This is a genomic window from Polaromonas sp. P1_E3, from assembly GCF_056405935.1.
The window spans coordinates 1-16,777 of sequence record NZ_JBFUBD010000016.1 but is presented as its reverse complement, the minus strand read 5'-3'; the positions used below and the strand labels follow the sequence as shown (position 1 = coordinate 16,777).

Here is a 16,777-nt window from a genome sequence, read left to right as displayed (position 1 = left end):
GACGGCCCTGCGACCCACAAGAAGCGAGAACCCCATGACCAAACGCACCTTCAAGATATACCGCTACGATCCGGACACCGATGCCAAGCCCTACATGCAGACCATCGAAGTGGAACTCGACGGCCACGAGCGCATGCTGCTGGACGCGTTGATGAAGCTGAAGGCACAGGACCCCACCATCAGMTTTCGCCGCTCGTGCCGCGAAGGCGTGTGCGGCTCTGACGCCATGAACATCAACGGCAAGAATGGCCTGGCGTGCCTGACCAACATGCGCACGCTGCCCGAAGTCATCATCCTGAAGCCGCTGCCGGGCCTGCCCGTGGTGCGCGACCTGATCGTCGACATGACGCAGTTCTTCAAGCAGTACAACTCGATCAAGCCCTACCTGATCAACGACAACGTGCCGCCGGAAAAAGAGCGCCTGCAGAGCCCTGAAGAGCGCGATGAACTCAACGGCTTGTACGAGTGCATTCTGTGCGCCAGCTGCTCCACGTCGTGCCCCAGCTTCTGGTGGAACCCCGACAAGTTCGTCGGCCCGGCCGGCCTGCTGCAGGCCTACCGCTTCATCGCCGACAGCCGCGACGAAGCCACCGCCGAGCGCCTGGACAACCTGGAAGACCCATACCGCCTGTTCCGCTGCCACAYCATCATGAACTGCGTCGATGTCTGCCCCAAGGGTCTGAACCCGACCAAGGCGATTGGCAAGATCAAGGAAATGATGGTCCTGAGGACTGTCTAAAGAAGATATCGGTCACACGGAACATGGAAACCGCCAACGCCCTGCTGGACGAGCGTGCCCTGAGCAAGCTCAAGTGGCGTTGCCGGCGCGGCCTGCTCGAAAATGATCTGCTGATTGAGCGCTTTTTTTTGACGCATGAAGCCACGCTAACCGTCAGGCAGGCTAAAGGGTTAAATGATTTAATGGACTTGTCTGACAACGATTTGCTGGACCTGCTGTTAAAAAGAAAAGTTGCAGGCCAGTTGCCCGATGAAGCAGCCAAGGCAAGCGCCTCTACTTCTGAAGCCCATGAAGTCTTAAAGTTGCTGCAGCCCGCAGCGCCAGCCCCTGGTCACGCGCCCGTCACCCATTGACACTGATACGAAAGAAAGAAGCAAGAAATGAAGCTAGCTGACAACAAAGCCACCCTGTCCTTCAGCAACGGCAGCCCCAGCATCGAGTTGCCGGTCTACCAGGGCAGTGTGGGCCCGGACGTCGTGGATATCCGCAAGCTGTATGCCCAGACCGGCATGTTCACCTATGACCCCGGTTTCCTTTCGACCGCTGCGTGCCAGTCAGCCATCACTTATATCGACGGCGACAAGGGTGAGTTGTTGTACCGCGGCTATCCGATCGAGCAGCTGGCCACCAACTGCGACTACATGGAAACCTGCAACCTGTTGCTGTACGGCGAGTTGCCGAATGTCGAACAGAAAAAGGATTTCGTCAGCCGCGTGACCAACCACACCATGGTCAATGAGCAGATGCAGTTTTTCCTGCGCGGCTTCCGCCGTGACGCGCACCCGATGGCCATCATGACCGGCCTGGTCGGCGCCTTGTCTGCCTTCTACCATGACAGCACCGACATCACCAACCCTGAGCACCGCGACATCTCCGCCATCCGCCTGATCGCCAAGATGCCGACGCTGGTCGCCATGGCTTACAAGTACACCGTGGGCCAGCCCTACATGTACCCCAAGAACAACCTGAGCTACGCCGGCAACTTCCTGCACATGATGTTTGCCACGCCGTGCGAAGAGTACAAGGTCAACCCCGTGCTTGAGCGCGCGCTGGACCGCATCTTCATCCTGCACGCAGACCACGAGCAGAACGCATCGACCTCCACCGTACGCCTGTGCGGCTCGTCCGGCACCAACCCGTTTGCAGCGATTGCTGCCGGCGTGGCCTGCCTCTGGGGCCCGGCCCACGGCGGCGCCAACGAAGCGGCACTCAACATGCTGGGCGACATTCAGAAGGCCGGCGGCATCGAAAAAATCGGCGACTTCATCAAGCAGGTCAAGGACAAGAACTCCGGCGTCAAGCTGATGGGTTTTGGCCACCGCGTCTACAAAAACTATGACCCGCGCGCCAAGCTCATGCAGGAAACCTGCAAGGAAGTGCTCAAGGAAATGGGCCTTGAAAACGACCCCTTGTTCAAGCTGGCCATGGCCCTGGAAAAGATCGCCCTGGAAGACGAATACTTCGTGTCGCGCAAGCTCTACCCCAACGTCGACTTCTACTCCGGCATCGTGCAGCGCGCCATCGGCATCCCGGTGCCGCTGTTCACGGCGATTTTTGCGCTGGCCCGCACCGTCGGCTGGATCGCCCAGCTCAACGAAATGATCGGTGACCCCGAGTACAAGATCGGCCGCCCGCGCCAGCTGTTCACCGGCTCCACGACCCGCCAGGTGTTGCCGCTGGCCAAGCGCTAAGCCACTGCGCGTTGACGCAAAGCCCGCCCGTGGCAGCACCGGCGGGCTTTTTCACGCCCAGCCCTTGTCGCTACACTTTTGATAGCTGCTCGCGCACGCCCTTATTGGTCTGGGGCCTTAAAACAACCAAAACACGTGTCTTCGCTGAAAACGCCTCCCGGCAAGCAGGGCATCGCGCATTGCGATGACAAAACCCCATTTCTGGTAGCAAAATAGCGATTCACCATCGTAGAACACGATGACATTGCACCCAGGCCCCAATGAAAAGCTCCGAACGCAACTTTGCCCGCCGCATCGACCTGACCTCGCTTCAGCTCTTTGTGGCCGTGTGCGAGCTGGGCAGCATCGGCAAGGCGGCCGAGCGCGAATTCATTGCCGCCTCTGCCGTGAGCAAGCGCCTTAGCGACCTCGAAGCCACGCTGGACACCCCGCTGCTGTACCGCCACACCCGCGGCGTTGACCTGACACCCGCCGGCGAAAGCCTGCTGCACCACGCCCGCTCGGTGCTGTTCAGCCTGGAGAAAATGCAGGGCGAGCTCAGCGAATACGCCGACGGCGTGCGCGGCCATGTGCGCGTGCACGCCAGCATCTCGGCCATCGTGCAATTTTTGCCCGAAGACCTGGGCGCCTTCACCCGCGAGCATTCCGGCATCAAGATCGACCTGGAAGAACACCTGAGCACCGAAGTCGTCCGTGCGGTACAGGAAGGCGCGGCCGACCTGGGCATTTGCAACACCGCCGACGGCGCGGGCGACCTGCAGGTACTGCCCTACCGCACCGATAAATTGGTATTGATTGTGCCCAGAGGCCACGCCCTGTGTGCGCGAGGCGCTATCAAATTCGAAGCAGCCCTGGACTACGACCAGGTCGGGCTGCACTCCAACAGCTCGATTTACCTGGCCATGCGTGAAGCAGCCGCGAGGCTGGGCCGGACCATCAAGCTGCGCATCCACGTCACCGGCCTGGACGCCATGTGCCGCATGATCCACAACGGGCTGGGCGTGGGCGTGATGCCGCAGCGCGCCTTTGAACTCATGCACGGCGTCGGCGAGCTGGAGTCCATCCCGCTGCTGGACACCTGGGCCGAACGCCAGATCCAGCTGGTGGCGCGAGACTTTTCCACACTGCCGCTAACGGCCCGGCTGCTGGTGGAACACCTCACGCAGCCCGCCACACCGCACACCAACGCGGGCCAAGCTGCCAGAACCGCAGCCATGGCTGCGAGTGCAGCGGCCTAAAATCACCCCCACGACAGACGATAACGAGAGACCACGAAGGACACCATGGGACGCACCCTCTACGACAAAATCTGGGACGAGCACGTCGTTCATACCGAAGACGACGGCACGGCCATCCTCTACATTGACCGCCACCTGGTGCACGAAGTCACCAGCCCACAGGCGTTTGAAGGCCTGCGCGAGGCCGGCCGCAAGGTCTGGCGCATCAGCTCCATCGTGGCGACTGCCGACCACAACACGCCCACCACCGGCTGGGAGCTCGGCTACGACGGCATCACCGACCTGGTCAGCAAGGAACAGATCACCACGCTGGACAGCAACATCAAGGAATTCGGCGCGGCCGCCTTCTTTCCCTTCCTCTCCAAGCGCCAGGGCATCGTGCACGTCATCGGGCCCGAAAGCGGCGCCACCCTTCCCGGCATGACGGTCGTCTGCGGCGACTCACACACCTCCACCCACGGCGCCTTTGGCGCGCTGGCGCACGGCATCGGCACCAGCGAAGTCGAGCACGTGATGGCGACGCAAACCCTGCTGGCCAAAAAAGCCAAAAACATGCTCGTCAAGGTTGAAGGCAAGCTCGCGCCCGGCCTGACCGGCAAAGACATCGTGCTCGCCATCATCGGCAAGATCGGCACGGCCGGTGGCACGGGTTACACGATTGAATTCGCCGGCTCGGCGATTCGTGCGCTCAGCATGGAAGGCCGCATGACGGTCTGCAACATGGCGATTGAAGCCGGCGCCCGCGCCGGCCTGGTGGCGGTAGACCAGAAAACCATTGATTACGTCAAAGGCCGCCTGCTCTCGCCCACCGGCGTCGAATGGGACATGGCCGTGAAATACTGGAACACGCTGCACTCGGACGCCGACGCGAAGTTTGACGCCGTCGTCGAGCTCGACGCCAGCCAGATCCTGCCGCAAGTCACCTGGGGCACTTCGCCCGAAATGGTGCTGTCCATCGACGACCGCGTGCCCGACCCCGACAAGGAAAAAGACGCCAACAAGCGCGATGCCATCGAACGCGCACTGAAGTACATGGGCCTGGAGCCCGGCAAGGCGCTGAACGACTTGTACATCGACAAGGTGTTCATCGGCTCCTGCACCAACAGCCGCATCGAGGACATGCGCGAGGCCGCCGCCGTCATCAAAAAGATCGGCCAGAAGGTCGCCAAGAACGTGAAGCTTGCGCTGGTCGTTCCGGGCTCGGGCCTGGTCAAGGAACAGGCCGAGCGCGAGGGCCTGGACAAGATTTTTGTGGCCGCCGGCTTTGAATGGCGCGAACCCGGCTGCTCGATGTGCCTGGCCATGAACGCCGACCGGCTGGAGCCGGGCGAGCGCTGCGCATCGACCAGCAACCGCAACTTCGAAGGCCGGCAAGGCGCGGGTGGCCGCACGCACCTGGTGAGCCCCGCGATGGCCGCCGCTGCTGCCGTTCACGGCCACTTTGTCGACATTAGAAAATTCTCCTAAAGAGCCGCACCATGCAGAAATTCACCGTACACAAGGGCCTGGTCGCCCCGATGGACCGCGAGAACGTCGACACGGACGCCATCATTCCCAAGCAGTTCCTCAAGTCCATCCGCAAGACCGGCTTTGGCCCCAACCTGTTTGACGAATGGCGCTACCTGGACGCAGGCTTCCCAGGCCAGGACCCGGCCAGCCGCAAGCCCAACCCTGATTTCGTACTGAACCAGCCGCGCTACGCGGGCGCCTCCATCCTGCTGGCACGCAAGAATTTCGGCTGCGGCTCCTCGCGGGAGCACGCACCCTGGGCGCTGGACCAATACGGCTTTCGCGCGATCATTGCGCCGAGCTATGCCGACATTTTCTTCAACAACAGCTTCAAGAACGGCCTGCTGCCCATCGTGCTGCCCGAGGCGCAGGTGGCGCAGCTGTTCGACGAAGCGCTGGCCTTCCCCGGCTACCAGCTCACCGTTGACCTGGAGCGCCAGGTGATCGTGAAGCCGCAAGGCGAGGAGCTCCCGTTCGACGTGCAGGCTTTCCGCAAATACTGCCTGCTCAACGGACTGGACGACATTGGCCTCACCTTGCGCCAGAGCGACAAGATCAAGGCTTTTGAAGCCGAGCGCCTGGCAACCAAGCCGTGGCTGAACCACACGGTGGCAGGCTAATTAACAACCAAATCGTGCTCTAGCCCAATAAGGGCAAGCGCAAGCAGCTATAAAAAAGATAGTAAAAATGAAAATCGCAATTCTCCCGGGTGACGGCATCGGCACCGAAATCGTCGCGGAAGCCGTCAAGGTACTGAAGGCGCTTGACCTCAAGTTTGAGAGCGAAAGCGCACTGGTTGGCGGCGCAGCCTATGAGGCGCACGGCCATCCCTTGCCCGAAAGCACGCTCAAATTAGCCAGGGAAGGCGACGCCGTGTTGTTTGGCGCTGTCGGCGACTGGAAATACGACACGCTGGACCGGCCGCTGCGGCCCGAACAGGCCATCCTGGGCCTGCGCAAGAACCTGGGCCTGTTCGCCAACTTCCGCCCAGCCATCTGCTACGCCCAATTGGTGGACGCCTCCAGCCTGAAACGCGAATTGGTGTCCGGCCTCGACATCCTCATCATCCGCGAGCTGACCGGCGACATCTACTTCGGCCAGCCACGCGGCCGCCGCGTCTCGCCCGACGGCCACTTCCCCGGCGCCGAGGAGGCCTTCGACACCATGCGCTACTCACGCCCCGAGATCGAGCGTATTGCCCACGTCGCCTTCCAGGCTGCCCGCAAACGTGACAAGCGCGTCACCAGCGTCGACAAGGCCAATGTGCTGGAAACCTTCCAGCTCTGGAAAGACGTGGTCACCGAGGTTGGCAAGCAGTATCCCGACGTCGCGCTGGACCACATGTATGTGGACAACGCCGCGATGCAGCTGGTGAAGGCACCGAAAAAGTTCGACGTGGTCGTCACCGGCAACATGTTTGGCGACATCCTGAGCGACGCCGCCGCCATGCTGACCGGCTCTATCGGCATGCTGCCCTCGGCCAGCCTGAACGACAAAAACCAGGGCCTGTACGAGCCCAGCCACGGCAGCGCACCCGACATTGCGGGCAAGGGCGTGGCCAATCCACTGGCCACCATCCTGAGCGCAGCCATGATGCTGCGCTTCAGCCTGAACCAGCCCGAAGCCGCCGCCCGCATTGAAAAGGCTGTCGATGCCGTGCTGAGCCAGGGGCTGCGCACGCCTGATATCTACAGCGAAGGCACGACCAAGGTCGGCACGGTGGAGATGGGCAACGCAGTTGTCAAAGCCCTGGCCTGACGTTTTTTTGCCGCAAATTGACGCCCCCACGCTTTTCACTTCGTGTAATGCGCTGCCCCCCGAGGGGGCGCATTTTTCCTTGGGGCGGCCCGGCGGAAAAACCTCTTTGACGTTTTTTCGCCGCAAAACCAGCCCTTTGCCGGCGGTTTTGGCGGCTGTCAGCCCCGGTAAAGGCTGGCCTGGCTACAATTAAGACTATGCGCAAAAACCCCGCACTCACCCGCTTCATCGCCGCTTCGCGCGCGATCGGCGCTGCGCCGGTTTTTGCCCAGATCACCAAAACGACCACCATTAAAGGCTAGCAAGCCTGGTTCGTCGTGCCCTGCCGGCTCGATGAGCCGGGCCAAAAAGCCTTATTTTTGACTTTTTGAAGGGCAACGCAATGAAACTCAAAGGCAATCTCACGGGGCTCGTCGGCTGGCGCGGCATGGTCGGCTCGGTCCTGATCGATCGCATGCAGGCTGAAGGCGACTTCGACCTGATCGAGCCGGTGTTCTTTTCGACCTCCAACGCCGGCGGCAAAGCCCCGGCCCAGGCGAAGAATGAGACCACGCTGAAAAACGCCTTTGACATTGAAGCGCTGAAAAAATGCGACGTCATCATCACGGCGCAAGGCGGCGACTATACCTCTGAAGTTTTCCCCAAGCTGCGCGCGGCGGGCTGGACAGGCCACTGGATCGACGCAGCCTCCACGCTGCGCATGAACGACGACGCCGTCATCATCCTGGACCCCGTCAACCTGCCGGTCATCCAGAACGCCATGGCCAAGGGCGGCAAGAACTGGATCGGCGGCAACTGTACGGTCAGCTGCATGCTGATGGGCGTGGGTGCGCTGTACAAAGCCGGCCTGGTCGAGTGGATGACCAGCATGACCTATCAGGCGGCTTCGGGCGGCGGTGCCCAGCATATGCGTGAGTTGCTGACGCAATACGGCACCCTCAACAGCGAAGTCCGTGCCCTGCTGGATGACCCAAAATCCGCCATCCTGGAAATCGACCGGCGTGTGCTGGCCAAGCAGCAATCGCTGAGCGGCGACGAAACGGCCAACTTCGGCGTGCCGCTGGGCGGCTCACTGATCCCCTGGATCGACAAGGATCTGGGCAATGGCATGAGCAAGGAAGAATGGAAGGGCGGCGCGGAAACCAACAAGATTCTCGGCCAGGGCGCCAGCTTCGGCGCGGCCGAGACGCCGGTCGACGGGTTCTGCGTACGCATCGGTGCCATGCGCTGCCACAGCCAGGCATTGACCTTCAAGCTGAAGAAGGACGTGCCGCTGGCCGATATAGAAGCCATGATTGCCGCCGACAACGAATGGGTCAAAGTCGTGCCCAACACGCGTGAAGCCTCCATCAAGGACCTCACGCCCGTAGCAGTGACCGGCACCATGCAGATTCCCGTCGGCCGCCTGCGCAAGCTGGCCATGGGCCCCGATTACCTGGGCGCCTTCACCGTGGGTGACCAGCTGCTTTGGGGCGCAGCCGAACCGCTGCGCCGCATGCTGCGCATCCTGCTTAAAGGCTGAATTAATTGACGTGAGCGGTTGCCAACATGTTGCCGCCCATCCGTAACCACTTGTTTCTGCGCGTTGTGGTCTGACAACATCCGGAACTTGTAAGTTCATGCTAACTCGATGTGTCAAAACTTAAGTGGTGTCTTAGCTTGTCAGCCTAATGCCTTGATGTTAAGGTTGTTTTTCGAAAATTCGCATCGAGGTTTTTGTGCGCTTAAGCAGAATAAAGTTACATGCAGACCGAGCACTGGAGGCTCCCAACCCCATGAATAAACGCGGTCGTTGGCGTATTGGCGCCTTGGCAAGTGCCATCGCATTGCTGGGTAGCCTGGCAAGTCTTGAAGCCCACGCGCTTGCGCTGGGCCGGATCACCGTTCAATCGGCGCTGGGCGAACCCCTTCGCGCCGAAATTGATATCACGGACCTCAAGCCCGATGAAGCAGCCAGCCTTCGGGCCGGCGTTGCACCGGCTGAAGCCTTCAAGGCGGCAGGCATGGAATACGGCTCGGTGGTTACCGGCGTCGAAGTCAGCCTGCAGCGCCGGGCGGACGGTCGGGCCTTTTTGCGGTTGAGCAGTAACCGCCCCGTGACCGAACCGTTCGTGGACCTCATCCTCGAAGCCAATTGGTCGAATGGGCGAATTACGCGCGACTACACCATGCTGTTTGACCCGCCGGCCCTGCGCTCCGGCAACACCGCGGTTGCACCCACCGCGCCTGTTCTGTCCCGCCCAGCTTCCCCCAATGCAGCGCCGCCCGCCAAAGGGATCGCATCCATCCCCTATTCGCCCTCAGGCTCCAGTTCCGGCACCGCCAGGTCCGCACCCGCCGCGAAGGCACCTGCGGCAAAGGTAGAAAAGGCGCCCGCCGGCGATACCCAGGTCACCGTCAAATCTGGCGACACCGCAGGCAAGATCGCCGCCCAGAACAAGCCGTCCAGCATTTCGCTGGACCAGATGCTGGTCGCCCTGCTCCGGAGCAATCCCGATGCCTTCATTGGCGGGAACGTCAACCGCATCAAATCCGGCGCCGTGCTGGATATTCCGACGGCAGAATCAGCAAGCGCCATTTCGCCGGGCGAAGCCACCCAGACCATCGTTGCGCAAAGCAAGGACTTCAACACTTTCCGCCGCAAGCTGGCAGAAGGCGTGCCGGCCGCACAGGTTGCCGGGGCCGACCGCCAGGCTGGCGGCAAGGTAGAAGCCAAGGTGGAAGACCGGGCTCCTGCCAGCGCCACTCCGGACAAGCTCACCTTGTCCAAGGGGGCCGTCAAAGGCAAGGCAGCCACGGCCGCCGAAGAAAAAATCGCCAAGGAGCGACAGGCTAAAGAGGCATCAACGCGGGTCGCGGAGCTGTCAAAAAATATCAGCGACCTCAGCAAACTGGGCGGTGGTCCTGCAGCGACAGCTGCACCCGCAGCCAGCGCGCCCAAAACACCGGGTGTGGCGGTTCCAGCCCCCTCCAATGTCGCGGTGCCAACACCTGCGGCAGCTCCTGCGGCCACGCCACCGTCCGTTACCGCATCCGCCGCATCCACTACGGCGCCTGCACCAGCGACACAGGCTGCCAGCGCAGCTGCCGCCACGACGCCGGCCGCGGCGATGGCGCCAGCCTCTTCAGCCTCTGCACCAACCGCAAGTGCCGATCCGCTTGCAGCGGCATCACAACCTGCCCCTGCAGCCAGCGAACCCGCCGCCCCCGTGGCGGTGGCTCCAGCGGCACCCAAAAAGCCGGTTGTTGTACCACCACCCCCTCCTGAACCCAGCCTGATTGATGAACTGCTGGAAAACCCCCTCGTATTGCCGGGCGTAGGTCTTCTGGTTGCGTTGCTCGCCGGATTCGGTTTTTACCGGTACCGCCAGCGCGCTGGCGGGGCTCAGGTCGACAGTTCTTTCCTTGAAAGCAGGCTGCAGCCCGATTCTTTTTTCGGCGCCAGCGGCGGCCAAAGAATTGACACGAATGAAGGCAACGCCACAGGCTCGTCCCTGGTGTATTCGCCCAGTCAATTGGATGCCGCTGGCGACGTCGACCCCGTAGCCGAAGCCGATGTGTACCTCGCTTATGGACGCGACCTCCAGGCGGAGGAAATCCTCAAGGAGGCGATGCGCACCAGCCCCATGCGGGTGGCCATTCACGCCAAGCTGATGGAAATCTATGCCAAACGCCGCGACAGCAAGGCGTTTGAAACCGTCGCCATTGAAGCCTTCAATCTGACTCACGGCAATGGCCCCGAATGGGCGTACATCACCGAAATGGGCCGGGAGCTGGATCCCTCGAATCCAATGTACCAGCCTGGCGGACAGCCCGCCGGCACGGCTGCTGCGGGTGGAACCTCGGCGTTCAGCCCTGGCGGTACCGTAGCCATGGTGGCTCAACCGGTCAATGTCCCTGCGCCAACACCGGCCGTTGACGTCGATCTCGACCTGGATTTCTCGCTCGGCGATGAACCCGACACAGCCACAGCACCAGCGGCAATATCGGCGCCCGTTGCACCAAAACCGGTTGCACCTCCCGCTGCCAAAAAGCCCGAACCCGCAAGCGCCCTGAACATGGATTTCAGCAGTGCAACGGTTGCCATGCCTACGGCTACGCCGCCGGCGCCGGTCGCGGCCAAACCTGCTGAAGCGGCCCCTGAAATTTCCTTTCTGTCTGAAGGGTTGAACTTCGAGCCCGAGCCTTTCGTCCCGCCAGCCAAGCCGGTGCCTCCGGTGAAGGCCGCTCCGGCCCCGGCCCCCGCCCCGGCAGCTGCCGACAGCGGCATGCTGGAATTTGACCTGGGTTCGCTTTCACTTGACCTGAATGGTCCGACAACAGAAAGCCCCGCCCTTCCGGTTGAAACATCTTCTTCGGACGATCCGCTAGAAACCAAGTTCATGCTGGCCGAAGAGTTCCGCTCGCTGGGCGACACGGACGGCGCCCGTTCACTGGCCGAAGAAGTGCTGGCCGAAGCCAGCGGCCCCCTGAAAGTCAAGGCGCAGGCGTTCCTGAACGCCTTGGCGTGAGCGCAGCCTGAACGCGCTGCGTTCACTGCGCGCCGGTCGGGTTCAGCCGTGAGGATTGCACTCGGCGTCAGCTACAGCGGTACTGCCTACGAGGGCTGGCAAAGCCAGCTCTCGGGCAACACCGTACAAGACAAGCTGGAGCTGGCGCTGGGCAAGTTTGCCGCCCAGCCGATCCGCACTCTCTGCTGTGGGCGCACCGACGCTGGCGTGCATGCGCTGATGCAGGTGGTGCACTTCGACACACCGCTGCAGCGAGACATTGCCTCATGGGTGCGAGGCACCAACACTTTTTTGCCTGGTGACATCGCGGTGCAGTGGGCGCGTGAAGTTCCGGACGAGTTTCATTGCCGCGGCAGCGCTATTGCCCGCCGGTACGCGTATGTGGTGCTTGAGTCACCCGTGCGCCCCAGTGTCGAGGCGGGCCGTGTCGGCTGGGTCTACCGTCCATTGGACGGCGAGGCCATGCGGCACGCCGTCACCCACCTCATTGGCGAACACGATTTCAGTTCTTTCCGGGCCGCCCAGTGCCAGGCCAAATCTCCCGTCAAAACCATCAGCCGGATCGACATTTCCGAGCGGGCCGGTTTGGGCTCCAAATACTGGCGCTTCGAGTTCGAGGCCAATGCCTTTTTGCACCACATGATCCGCAACATCATGGGCTGCCTCGTGGCCGTCGGTCAAGGCAACCATCCGCCCGACTGGCTGGCCGAGGTCCGGGACGCCCGTAGCCGCGACGTCGCAGCTCCTACCTTTTCACCGGACGGCCTGTACTTTCTGGGCCCTGTCTACGAAGACCACTACGGCCTCCCGAATCGCACGGCGGCCTATGATTGGATTCCATGATCGCCCCCACGCTTTTCACTTCGTGTAATGCGCTGCCCCCCGCGGGGGCCACTGCGCCTGCGGCCCGGCAAAGCCGGTTCCGCGGCCCCTGCTGGAATGAAAAACTCCTATGCGGTCCTCAGTTGGGGGCTGGCTTATGACCTCCTCTCCGCCCGTGCGCACCAGAATCAAGATCTGCGGCCTCACCCGTGAGGAGGACGTGGACGCCGCCGTCGCGGCGGGCGCCGATGCGGTCGGGTTTGTGATGTACGAGGCCAGCCCGCGCTACGTGACGCCCGAGCGTGCCGCCGCGTTGGCGCACCGCCTGCCTCCCTTCGTGACGCCCGTGCTGCTTTTTGTCAATGCACCCGCTACAAAAATCATAGCTGCTTGCGCACGTGTACCAACGGCTTTTCTGCAATTTCACGGTGATGAAACACCCGAGGCCTGTCTGGAGGTGGGCCGGCCCTTCATGCGGGCCGCACGCATTCCGCTAGATGAAAAGCCACCTGAAAACACACAGGAAATCCGTGCCCGCTTTGATCTCGTAAAATACGCCCAGGACTTCAAGGCCGCACAAGCCATTCTGCTCGACGCTCATGTCGAAGGTTATGGTGGCGGCGGGAAAACATTCAATTGGTCACTTCTTCCTCCAAACGTCAGCGCTCACCTCGTTTTGTCTGGTGGATTGACGCCTGCAAACGTGATCGATGGCATTTTGCAAGTCAGGCCGCGTTGCACAACGCTGGCCGTTGATGTCAGTTCGGGCGTCGAGATTTCCAGGGGAATCAAAAGCGCCGACAAGATCAACCAGTTTGTAGCGGCCGTGCGCGCCGCCGACGAACTCCTTGCAAAGAGTCCCAACCATGTACGAGTACCACCAGCCTGACGTTTCAGGCCATTTCGGAATTTACGGCGGCAGTTTTGTTTCAGAAACCCTGACCCACGCCATCAACGAGCTCAAAGACGCTTACGCCAAATACCAGCATGATCCGGAGTTCATCGCTGAATTTCACTCCGAGCTGGCGCATTTTGTAGGCCGCCCTTCCCCGATCTACCACGCCGCGCGCATGAGCCGTGAACAAGGCGGGGCGCAGATTTACCTCAAGCGCGAAGATCTGAACCACACCGGCGCGCACAAGATCAACAACACCATCGGGCAAGCCATGCTGGCGCGCCGCATGGGCAAGCCGCGCGTCATTGCCGAAACCGGCGCCGGACAGCATGGAGTGGCCACAGCCACCATCTGCGCCCGCTACGGCCTGGAATGCGTGGTCTACATGGGCAGCGAAGACGTCAAGCGCCAAAGCCCCAATGTCTACCGCATGAATCTTCTGGGCGCCACCGTGGTGCCGGTGGAAAGCGGCAGCAAGACGCTGAAAGACGCGCTCAACGAAGCCATGCGCGACTGGGTCGCCAACGTGGACAACACCTTCTACATCATCGGYACGGTGGCSGGCCCSCATCCCTACCCCATGATGGTSCGCGACTTCCAGAGCGTGATCGGCACCGAGTGCCTGCAGCAGATGCCGGAGTTCATTGGCACCAGGCAGCCCGACGCCGTAATCGCCTGCGTGGGCGGCGGCAGCAACGCCATGGGCATTTTTCACCCCTATATCCAGCATGCCAAAACCCGCCTGATCGGCGTCGAGGCCGCGGGCGAAGGGCTGGACAGTGGCAAACACTCCGCATCGCTGCAGCGCGGCCTGCCAGGCGTGCTGCACGGCAACCGCACCTATGTGCTGCAAGACGACGATGGGCAGGTCACTGAAACGCACAGCATCAGCGCGGGCCTCGATTATCCGGGCGTCGGCCCCGAACACGCTTTCCTCAAGGACATTGGCCGTGCCGAATACATCGGCATCACCGACACCGAGGCGCTGGAAGCCTTTCACTACCTGTGCCGCACTGAGGGCATCATCCCGGCGCTTGAGTCCAGCCATGCCGTGGCTTGTGCCATGAAGATGGCGCGCACCATGCGCCCGGACCAAAGCCTGCTCGTCAATCTGTCAGGCCGGGGCGACAAAGACATCGGCACGGTGGCCGACCTCTCGGGCGCTGATTTTTACGACAGGCCTTCCATGCGGGGCCTGTCCGTCAAAGGCGGTGCAGCATCCGCAGCATCGTTCGACGCCAGCGGCGCCAAAGGCAGCGGGGTGCAGTCATGAGCCGCATTGTCTCCACGTTCTCTGCGCTGAAAACCCAGGGCCGCAAGGCTTTGATCCCTTATGTCACGGCGGGCTTTCCCTTTGCCGACGTCACACCCGAGCTGATGCACGCCATGGTGGCCGGCGGCGCCGACGTGATTGAGCTTGGCGTGCCCTTTTCCGACCCCAGCGCCGACGGCCCTGTCATCCAGAAGGCCGGTGAAAAAGCCCTGTCCCTCGGTATCGGCCTGGCCCAGGTGTTGGACATGGTTCGCCAGTTCCGCACCAAAGACAGCACCACGCCCGTGGTGTTGATGGGCTACGCCAACCCGGTCGAACGCTACGACATCAAGCACGGCGGCAGCAAAACCGAAAGCGCCTTTATCCGCGATGCCGCAGCGGTGGGCGTGGACGGCGTGCTGATCGTCGACTACCCGCCCGAGGAATGCGTGGAATTCGCTGCCCGGCTGCGCGCCCATGGCATGGATTTGATCTTCCTGCTGGCTCCCACCAGCACCGATGCCCGCATGGCGCAGGTGGCCCAAGTTGCCAGCGGCTACGTGTACTACGTCTCGCTCAAGGGCGTGACGGGTGCCGGCACGCTGGACGTGGACGCGGTGGAGGCCATGCTCCCCCGCATCCGCAAGCACGTGAGCGTACCCGTCGGTGTGGGCTTCGGCATTCGCGACGCCGCTACGGCCAAGGCCATCGGCAAGGTGGCTGACGCGGTGGTGATCGGCAGCAAGATCATCCAGCTGATTGAAAAACAGCCGCGTGCCACGGTTGCAGCGGTTGCGCACGACTTCCTGAAAGAAATCCGTACTGCTTTGGACTGACTTTTAATGGGCGAAACCCGGCGCATAATTGCGCTTTTCGCCCGGCAAACCCGTCTGGATGCCGCCCGACACCCTAAGGACTTATTCGATGTCTTGGTTAGAAAAACTCCTCCCGCCCAAAATCAGCCCCACCGATCCGACCGAGCGTCGAAGTGTGCCGGAAGGACTGTGGATCAAGTGCCCGAGTTGCGAAGCCGTGCTCTACAAGACCGATCTGGAAAAAAACCAGAACGTCTGTCCGCAGTGCAGCCATCACCATCGCATAGGCGCGCGCGCGCGGCTCGACGCATTCCTCGACCCCGAAGGCCGCTATGAGCTTGGCCAGGAAGTGCTGCCCGTCGACGCCCTTAAATTCAAGGRCAGCCGCAAATACCCCGAACGCCTGAAAGAAGCCCTGGAGAACACCCAAGAAACCGACGCCCTGGTGGTGATGGGCGGCGCCGTTCACAGCATCGGCGTCGTGGTCGCTTGCTTTGAGTTCGACTTCATGGGCGGCAGCATGGGCAGCGTGGTGGGCGAGCGCTTTGTGCGCGGCGTGCATGCGGCCATTGAACAAAAAGTGCCTTTTATCTGCTTTACCGCCACCGGCGGCGCCCGCATGCAGGAAGGCCTTTTGAGCCTGATGCAGATGGCTAAAACCAATGCCGCCCTAACCCGCCTGGCCAAAAAAGGCCTGCCCTACATCAGCGTGCTAACCGACCCGACCATGGGCGGCGTGAGCGCCGGCTTTGCTTTTGTGGGCGATATCGTGATTGCCGAGCCCAAAGCCCTGATCGGTTTTGCCGGCCCGCGAGTTATCGAATCTACCGTACGGGTGACTTTGCCGGAGGGCTTCCAGCGCGCCGAGTTCCTGCAGACAAAAGGCGCGGTCGACCTGATTTGCGATCGCAGGGAACTGCGCAAGACCGTCGCCAATTCGCTCGCCATGCTGCTGCGCCAGCCGGCCGACGCCGTCAGTTAAAAATCGGCACCCTGGCAAACGTCGAAACGCTTGAAAAGCCCCAGAAGCAAGCCGTATTAGCCGCCGCAAAAGTTCACCGCACGGGTCACATGGGATGATGTGGTTCACGGCACCCCAAAGCACGATGAGACCATGCCAGAAGCCCTGACGCTGAGCTCCCTCCCCCTCTTCCCCCTGGGCGCGGTTCTTTACCCCGGCGGCGTGCTGCCGCTGCGCATTTTTGAGGTTCGCTACCTCGACATGATCGGGAAATGCCACAAAGCCGGCGCGCCCTTCGGCGTTGTTTCGCTTACGGAGGGATCCGAGGTACGCCGGCGCGCCGACGTCGGCACTCCAGGTAATGACGGTTTTGCGCACGAAGCATTCAGCACCGTCGGCACTTTGGCCACCATCACCGAGTTCTCCATTCCGCAGCCGGGCCTCATGGTCATTCGTTGCACCGGCGCACAGCGTTTTGAAATCTCCCGCCGCGAAAAACTCAAGCACGGCCTATGGATTGCCGATGTCACGCGGCTTGAAGACGACCAGCCTGTCGCCATTCCGGCCGACCTGCAAGGCACTGCCG

The 16,777-nt window shown here is 61.8% G+C and carries 15 protein-coding genes; all 15 read left to right on the top strand.

All coding sequences use genetic code 11. The features are described 5' to 3' along the window. Window positions 1-34: 34 nt before the first annotated feature. Window positions 35-739 (top strand): succinate dehydrogenase iron-sulfur subunit, encoded by a 705-nt coding sequence (locus AC1D0Z_RS05035; protein WP_477657145.1) that lies wholly within the window; start codon window positions 35-37, stop codon window positions 737-739. A gap of 23 nt (window positions 740-762) precedes the next feature. Continuing rightward, window positions 763-1,092, top strand: coding sequence for an FAD assembly factor SdhE (locus AC1D0Z_RS05030; protein ID WP_477657144.1), 330 nt, complete (start codon window positions 763-765; stop codon window positions 1,090-1,092). A 27-nt stretch (window positions 1,093-1,119) separates the two neighbouring features. Beyond that, on the top strand, window positions 1,120-2,430 hold the full coding sequence (gene gltA / locus AC1D0Z_RS05025; RefSeq protein ID WP_477657143.1) for a citrate synthase: 1,311 nt from the start codon (window positions 1,120-1,122) through the stop codon (window positions 2,428-2,430). A gap of 260 nt (window positions 2,431-2,690) precedes the next feature. After that, a complete protein-coding gene (locus AC1D0Z_RS05020) occupies window positions 2,691-3,668 on the top strand; it encodes a LysR family transcriptional regulator (protein WP_477657142.1) in 978 nt (325 codons plus the stop codon). Window positions 3,669-3,713: 45 nt separating this feature from the next. Next, the gene (gene leuC, locus AC1D0Z_RS05015) at window positions 3,714-5,135 is read left to right on the top strand and encodes a 3-isopropylmalate dehydratase large subunit (protein ID WP_477657141.1); all 1,422 of its coding nucleotides are present in this window, start codon (window positions 3,714-3,716) and stop codon (window positions 5,133-5,135) included. An 11-nt stretch (window positions 5,136-5,146) separates the two neighbouring features. Beyond that, the gene (gene leuD / locus AC1D0Z_RS05010; RefSeq protein WP_477657140.1) at window positions 5,147-5,797 is read left to right on the top strand and encodes a 3-isopropylmalate dehydratase small subunit; all 651 of its coding nucleotides are present in this window, start codon (window positions 5,147-5,149) and stop codon (window positions 5,795-5,797) included. Between the two features lie 67 nt (window positions 5,798-5,864). Next, entirely contained in the window at window positions 5,865-6,935 is a 1,071-nt protein-coding gene (leuB, locus tag AC1D0Z_RS05005) for a 3-isopropylmalate dehydrogenase (protein WP_477657139.1), read from the top strand. Window positions 6,936-7,317: 382 nt separating this feature from the next. Further along, on the top strand, window positions 7,318-8,457 hold the full coding sequence (gene asd / locus AC1D0Z_RS05000) for an aspartate-semialdehyde dehydrogenase (protein WP_477657138.1): 1,140 nt from the start codon (window positions 7,318-7,320) through the stop codon (window positions 8,455-8,457). A gap of 253 nt (window positions 8,458-8,710) precedes the next feature. Further along, window positions 8,711-11,446, top strand: a complete 2,736-nt coding sequence (locus AC1D0Z_RS04995; protein ID WP_477657137.1) for a FimV/HubP family polar landmark protein — start codon at window positions 8,711-8,713, stop codon at window positions 11,444-11,446. A gap of 48 nt (window positions 11,447-11,494) precedes the next feature. Beyond that, window positions 11,495-12,289, top strand: coding sequence for a tRNA pseudouridine(38-40) synthase TruA (gene truA, locus AC1D0Z_RS04990; protein ID WP_477657136.1), 795 nt, complete (start codon window positions 11,495-11,497; stop codon window positions 12,287-12,289). A 136-nt stretch (window positions 12,290-12,425) separates the two neighbouring features. Continuing rightward, on the top strand, window positions 12,426-13,157 hold the full coding sequence (locus AC1D0Z_RS04985) for a phosphoribosylanthranilate isomerase (protein ID WP_477657135.1): 732 nt from the start codon (window positions 12,426-12,428) through the stop codon (window positions 13,155-13,157). Next, the gene (gene trpB, locus AC1D0Z_RS04980) at window positions 13,135-14,436 is read left to right on the top strand and encodes a tryptophan synthase subunit beta (RefSeq protein ID WP_477657134.1); all 1,302 of its coding nucleotides are present in this window, start codon (window positions 13,135-13,137) and stop codon (window positions 14,434-14,436) included. Before AC1D0Z_RS04985 ends, trpB begins: the two co-directional genes overlap by 23 nt. Further along, window positions 14,433-15,251: a tryptophan synthase subunit alpha gene (gene trpA, locus AC1D0Z_RS04975; RefSeq protein WP_477657133.1), complete on the top strand. Its 819-nt coding sequence runs from the start codon at window positions 14,433-14,435 to the stop codon at window positions 15,249-15,251. The genes trpB and trpA overlap by 4 nt, the downstream gene beginning before the upstream one ends. 88 nt (window positions 15,252-15,339) lie before the next feature. Further along, the gene (gene accD / locus AC1D0Z_RS04970) at window positions 15,340-16,212 is read left to right on the top strand and encodes an acetyl-CoA carboxylase, carboxyltransferase subunit beta (RefSeq protein WP_477657132.1); all 873 of its coding nucleotides are present in this window, start codon (window positions 15,340-15,342) and stop codon (window positions 16,210-16,212) included. A 132-nt stretch (window positions 16,213-16,344) separates the two neighbouring features. After that, on the top strand, window positions 16,345-16,777 hold a 433-nt coding region (locus AC1D0Z_RS04965; protein WP_477657131.1), incomplete at its 3' end, for an LON peptidase substrate-binding domain-containing protein.

Coding starts and splice junctions, on each gene's coding strand:
- leuC (WP_477657141.1), top strand. CDS start 3,714: ATGGGACGCACCCTCTACGACAAAATCTGGGACGAGCACGTCGTTCAT.
- asd (WP_477657138.1), top strand. CDS start 7,318: ATGAAACTCAAAGGCAATCTCACGGGGCTCGTCGGCTGGCGCGGCATG.
- AC1D0Z_RS04995 (WP_477657137.1), top strand. CDS start 8,711: ATGAATAAACGCGGTCGTTGGCGTATTGGCGCCTTGGCAAGTGCCATC.
- AC1D0Z_RS04985 (WP_477657135.1), top strand. CDS start 12,426: ATGACCTCCTCTCCGCCCGTGCGCACCAGAATCAAGATCTGCGGCCTC.
- AC1D0Z_RS05020 (WP_477657142.1), top strand. CDS start 2,691: ATGAAAAGCTCCGAACGCAACTTTGCCCGCCGCATCGACCTGACCTCG.
- AC1D0Z_RS05030 (WP_477657144.1), top strand. CDS start 763: ATGGAAACCGCCAACGCCCTGCTGGACGAGCGTGCCCTGAGCAAGCTC.
- trpA (WP_477657133.1), top strand. CDS start 14,433: ATGAGCCGCATTGTCTCCACGTTCTCTGCGCTGAAAACCCAGGGCCGC.
- leuD (WP_477657140.1), top strand. CDS start 5,147: ATGCAGAAATTCACCGTACACAAGGGCCTGGTCGCCCCGATGGACCGC.
- gltA (WP_477657143.1), top strand. CDS start 1,120: ATGAAGCTAGCTGACAACAAAGCCACCCTGTCCTTCAGCAACGGCAGC.
- leuB (WP_477657139.1), top strand. CDS start 5,865: ATGAAAATCGCAATTCTCCCGGGTGACGGCATCGGCACCGAAATCGTC.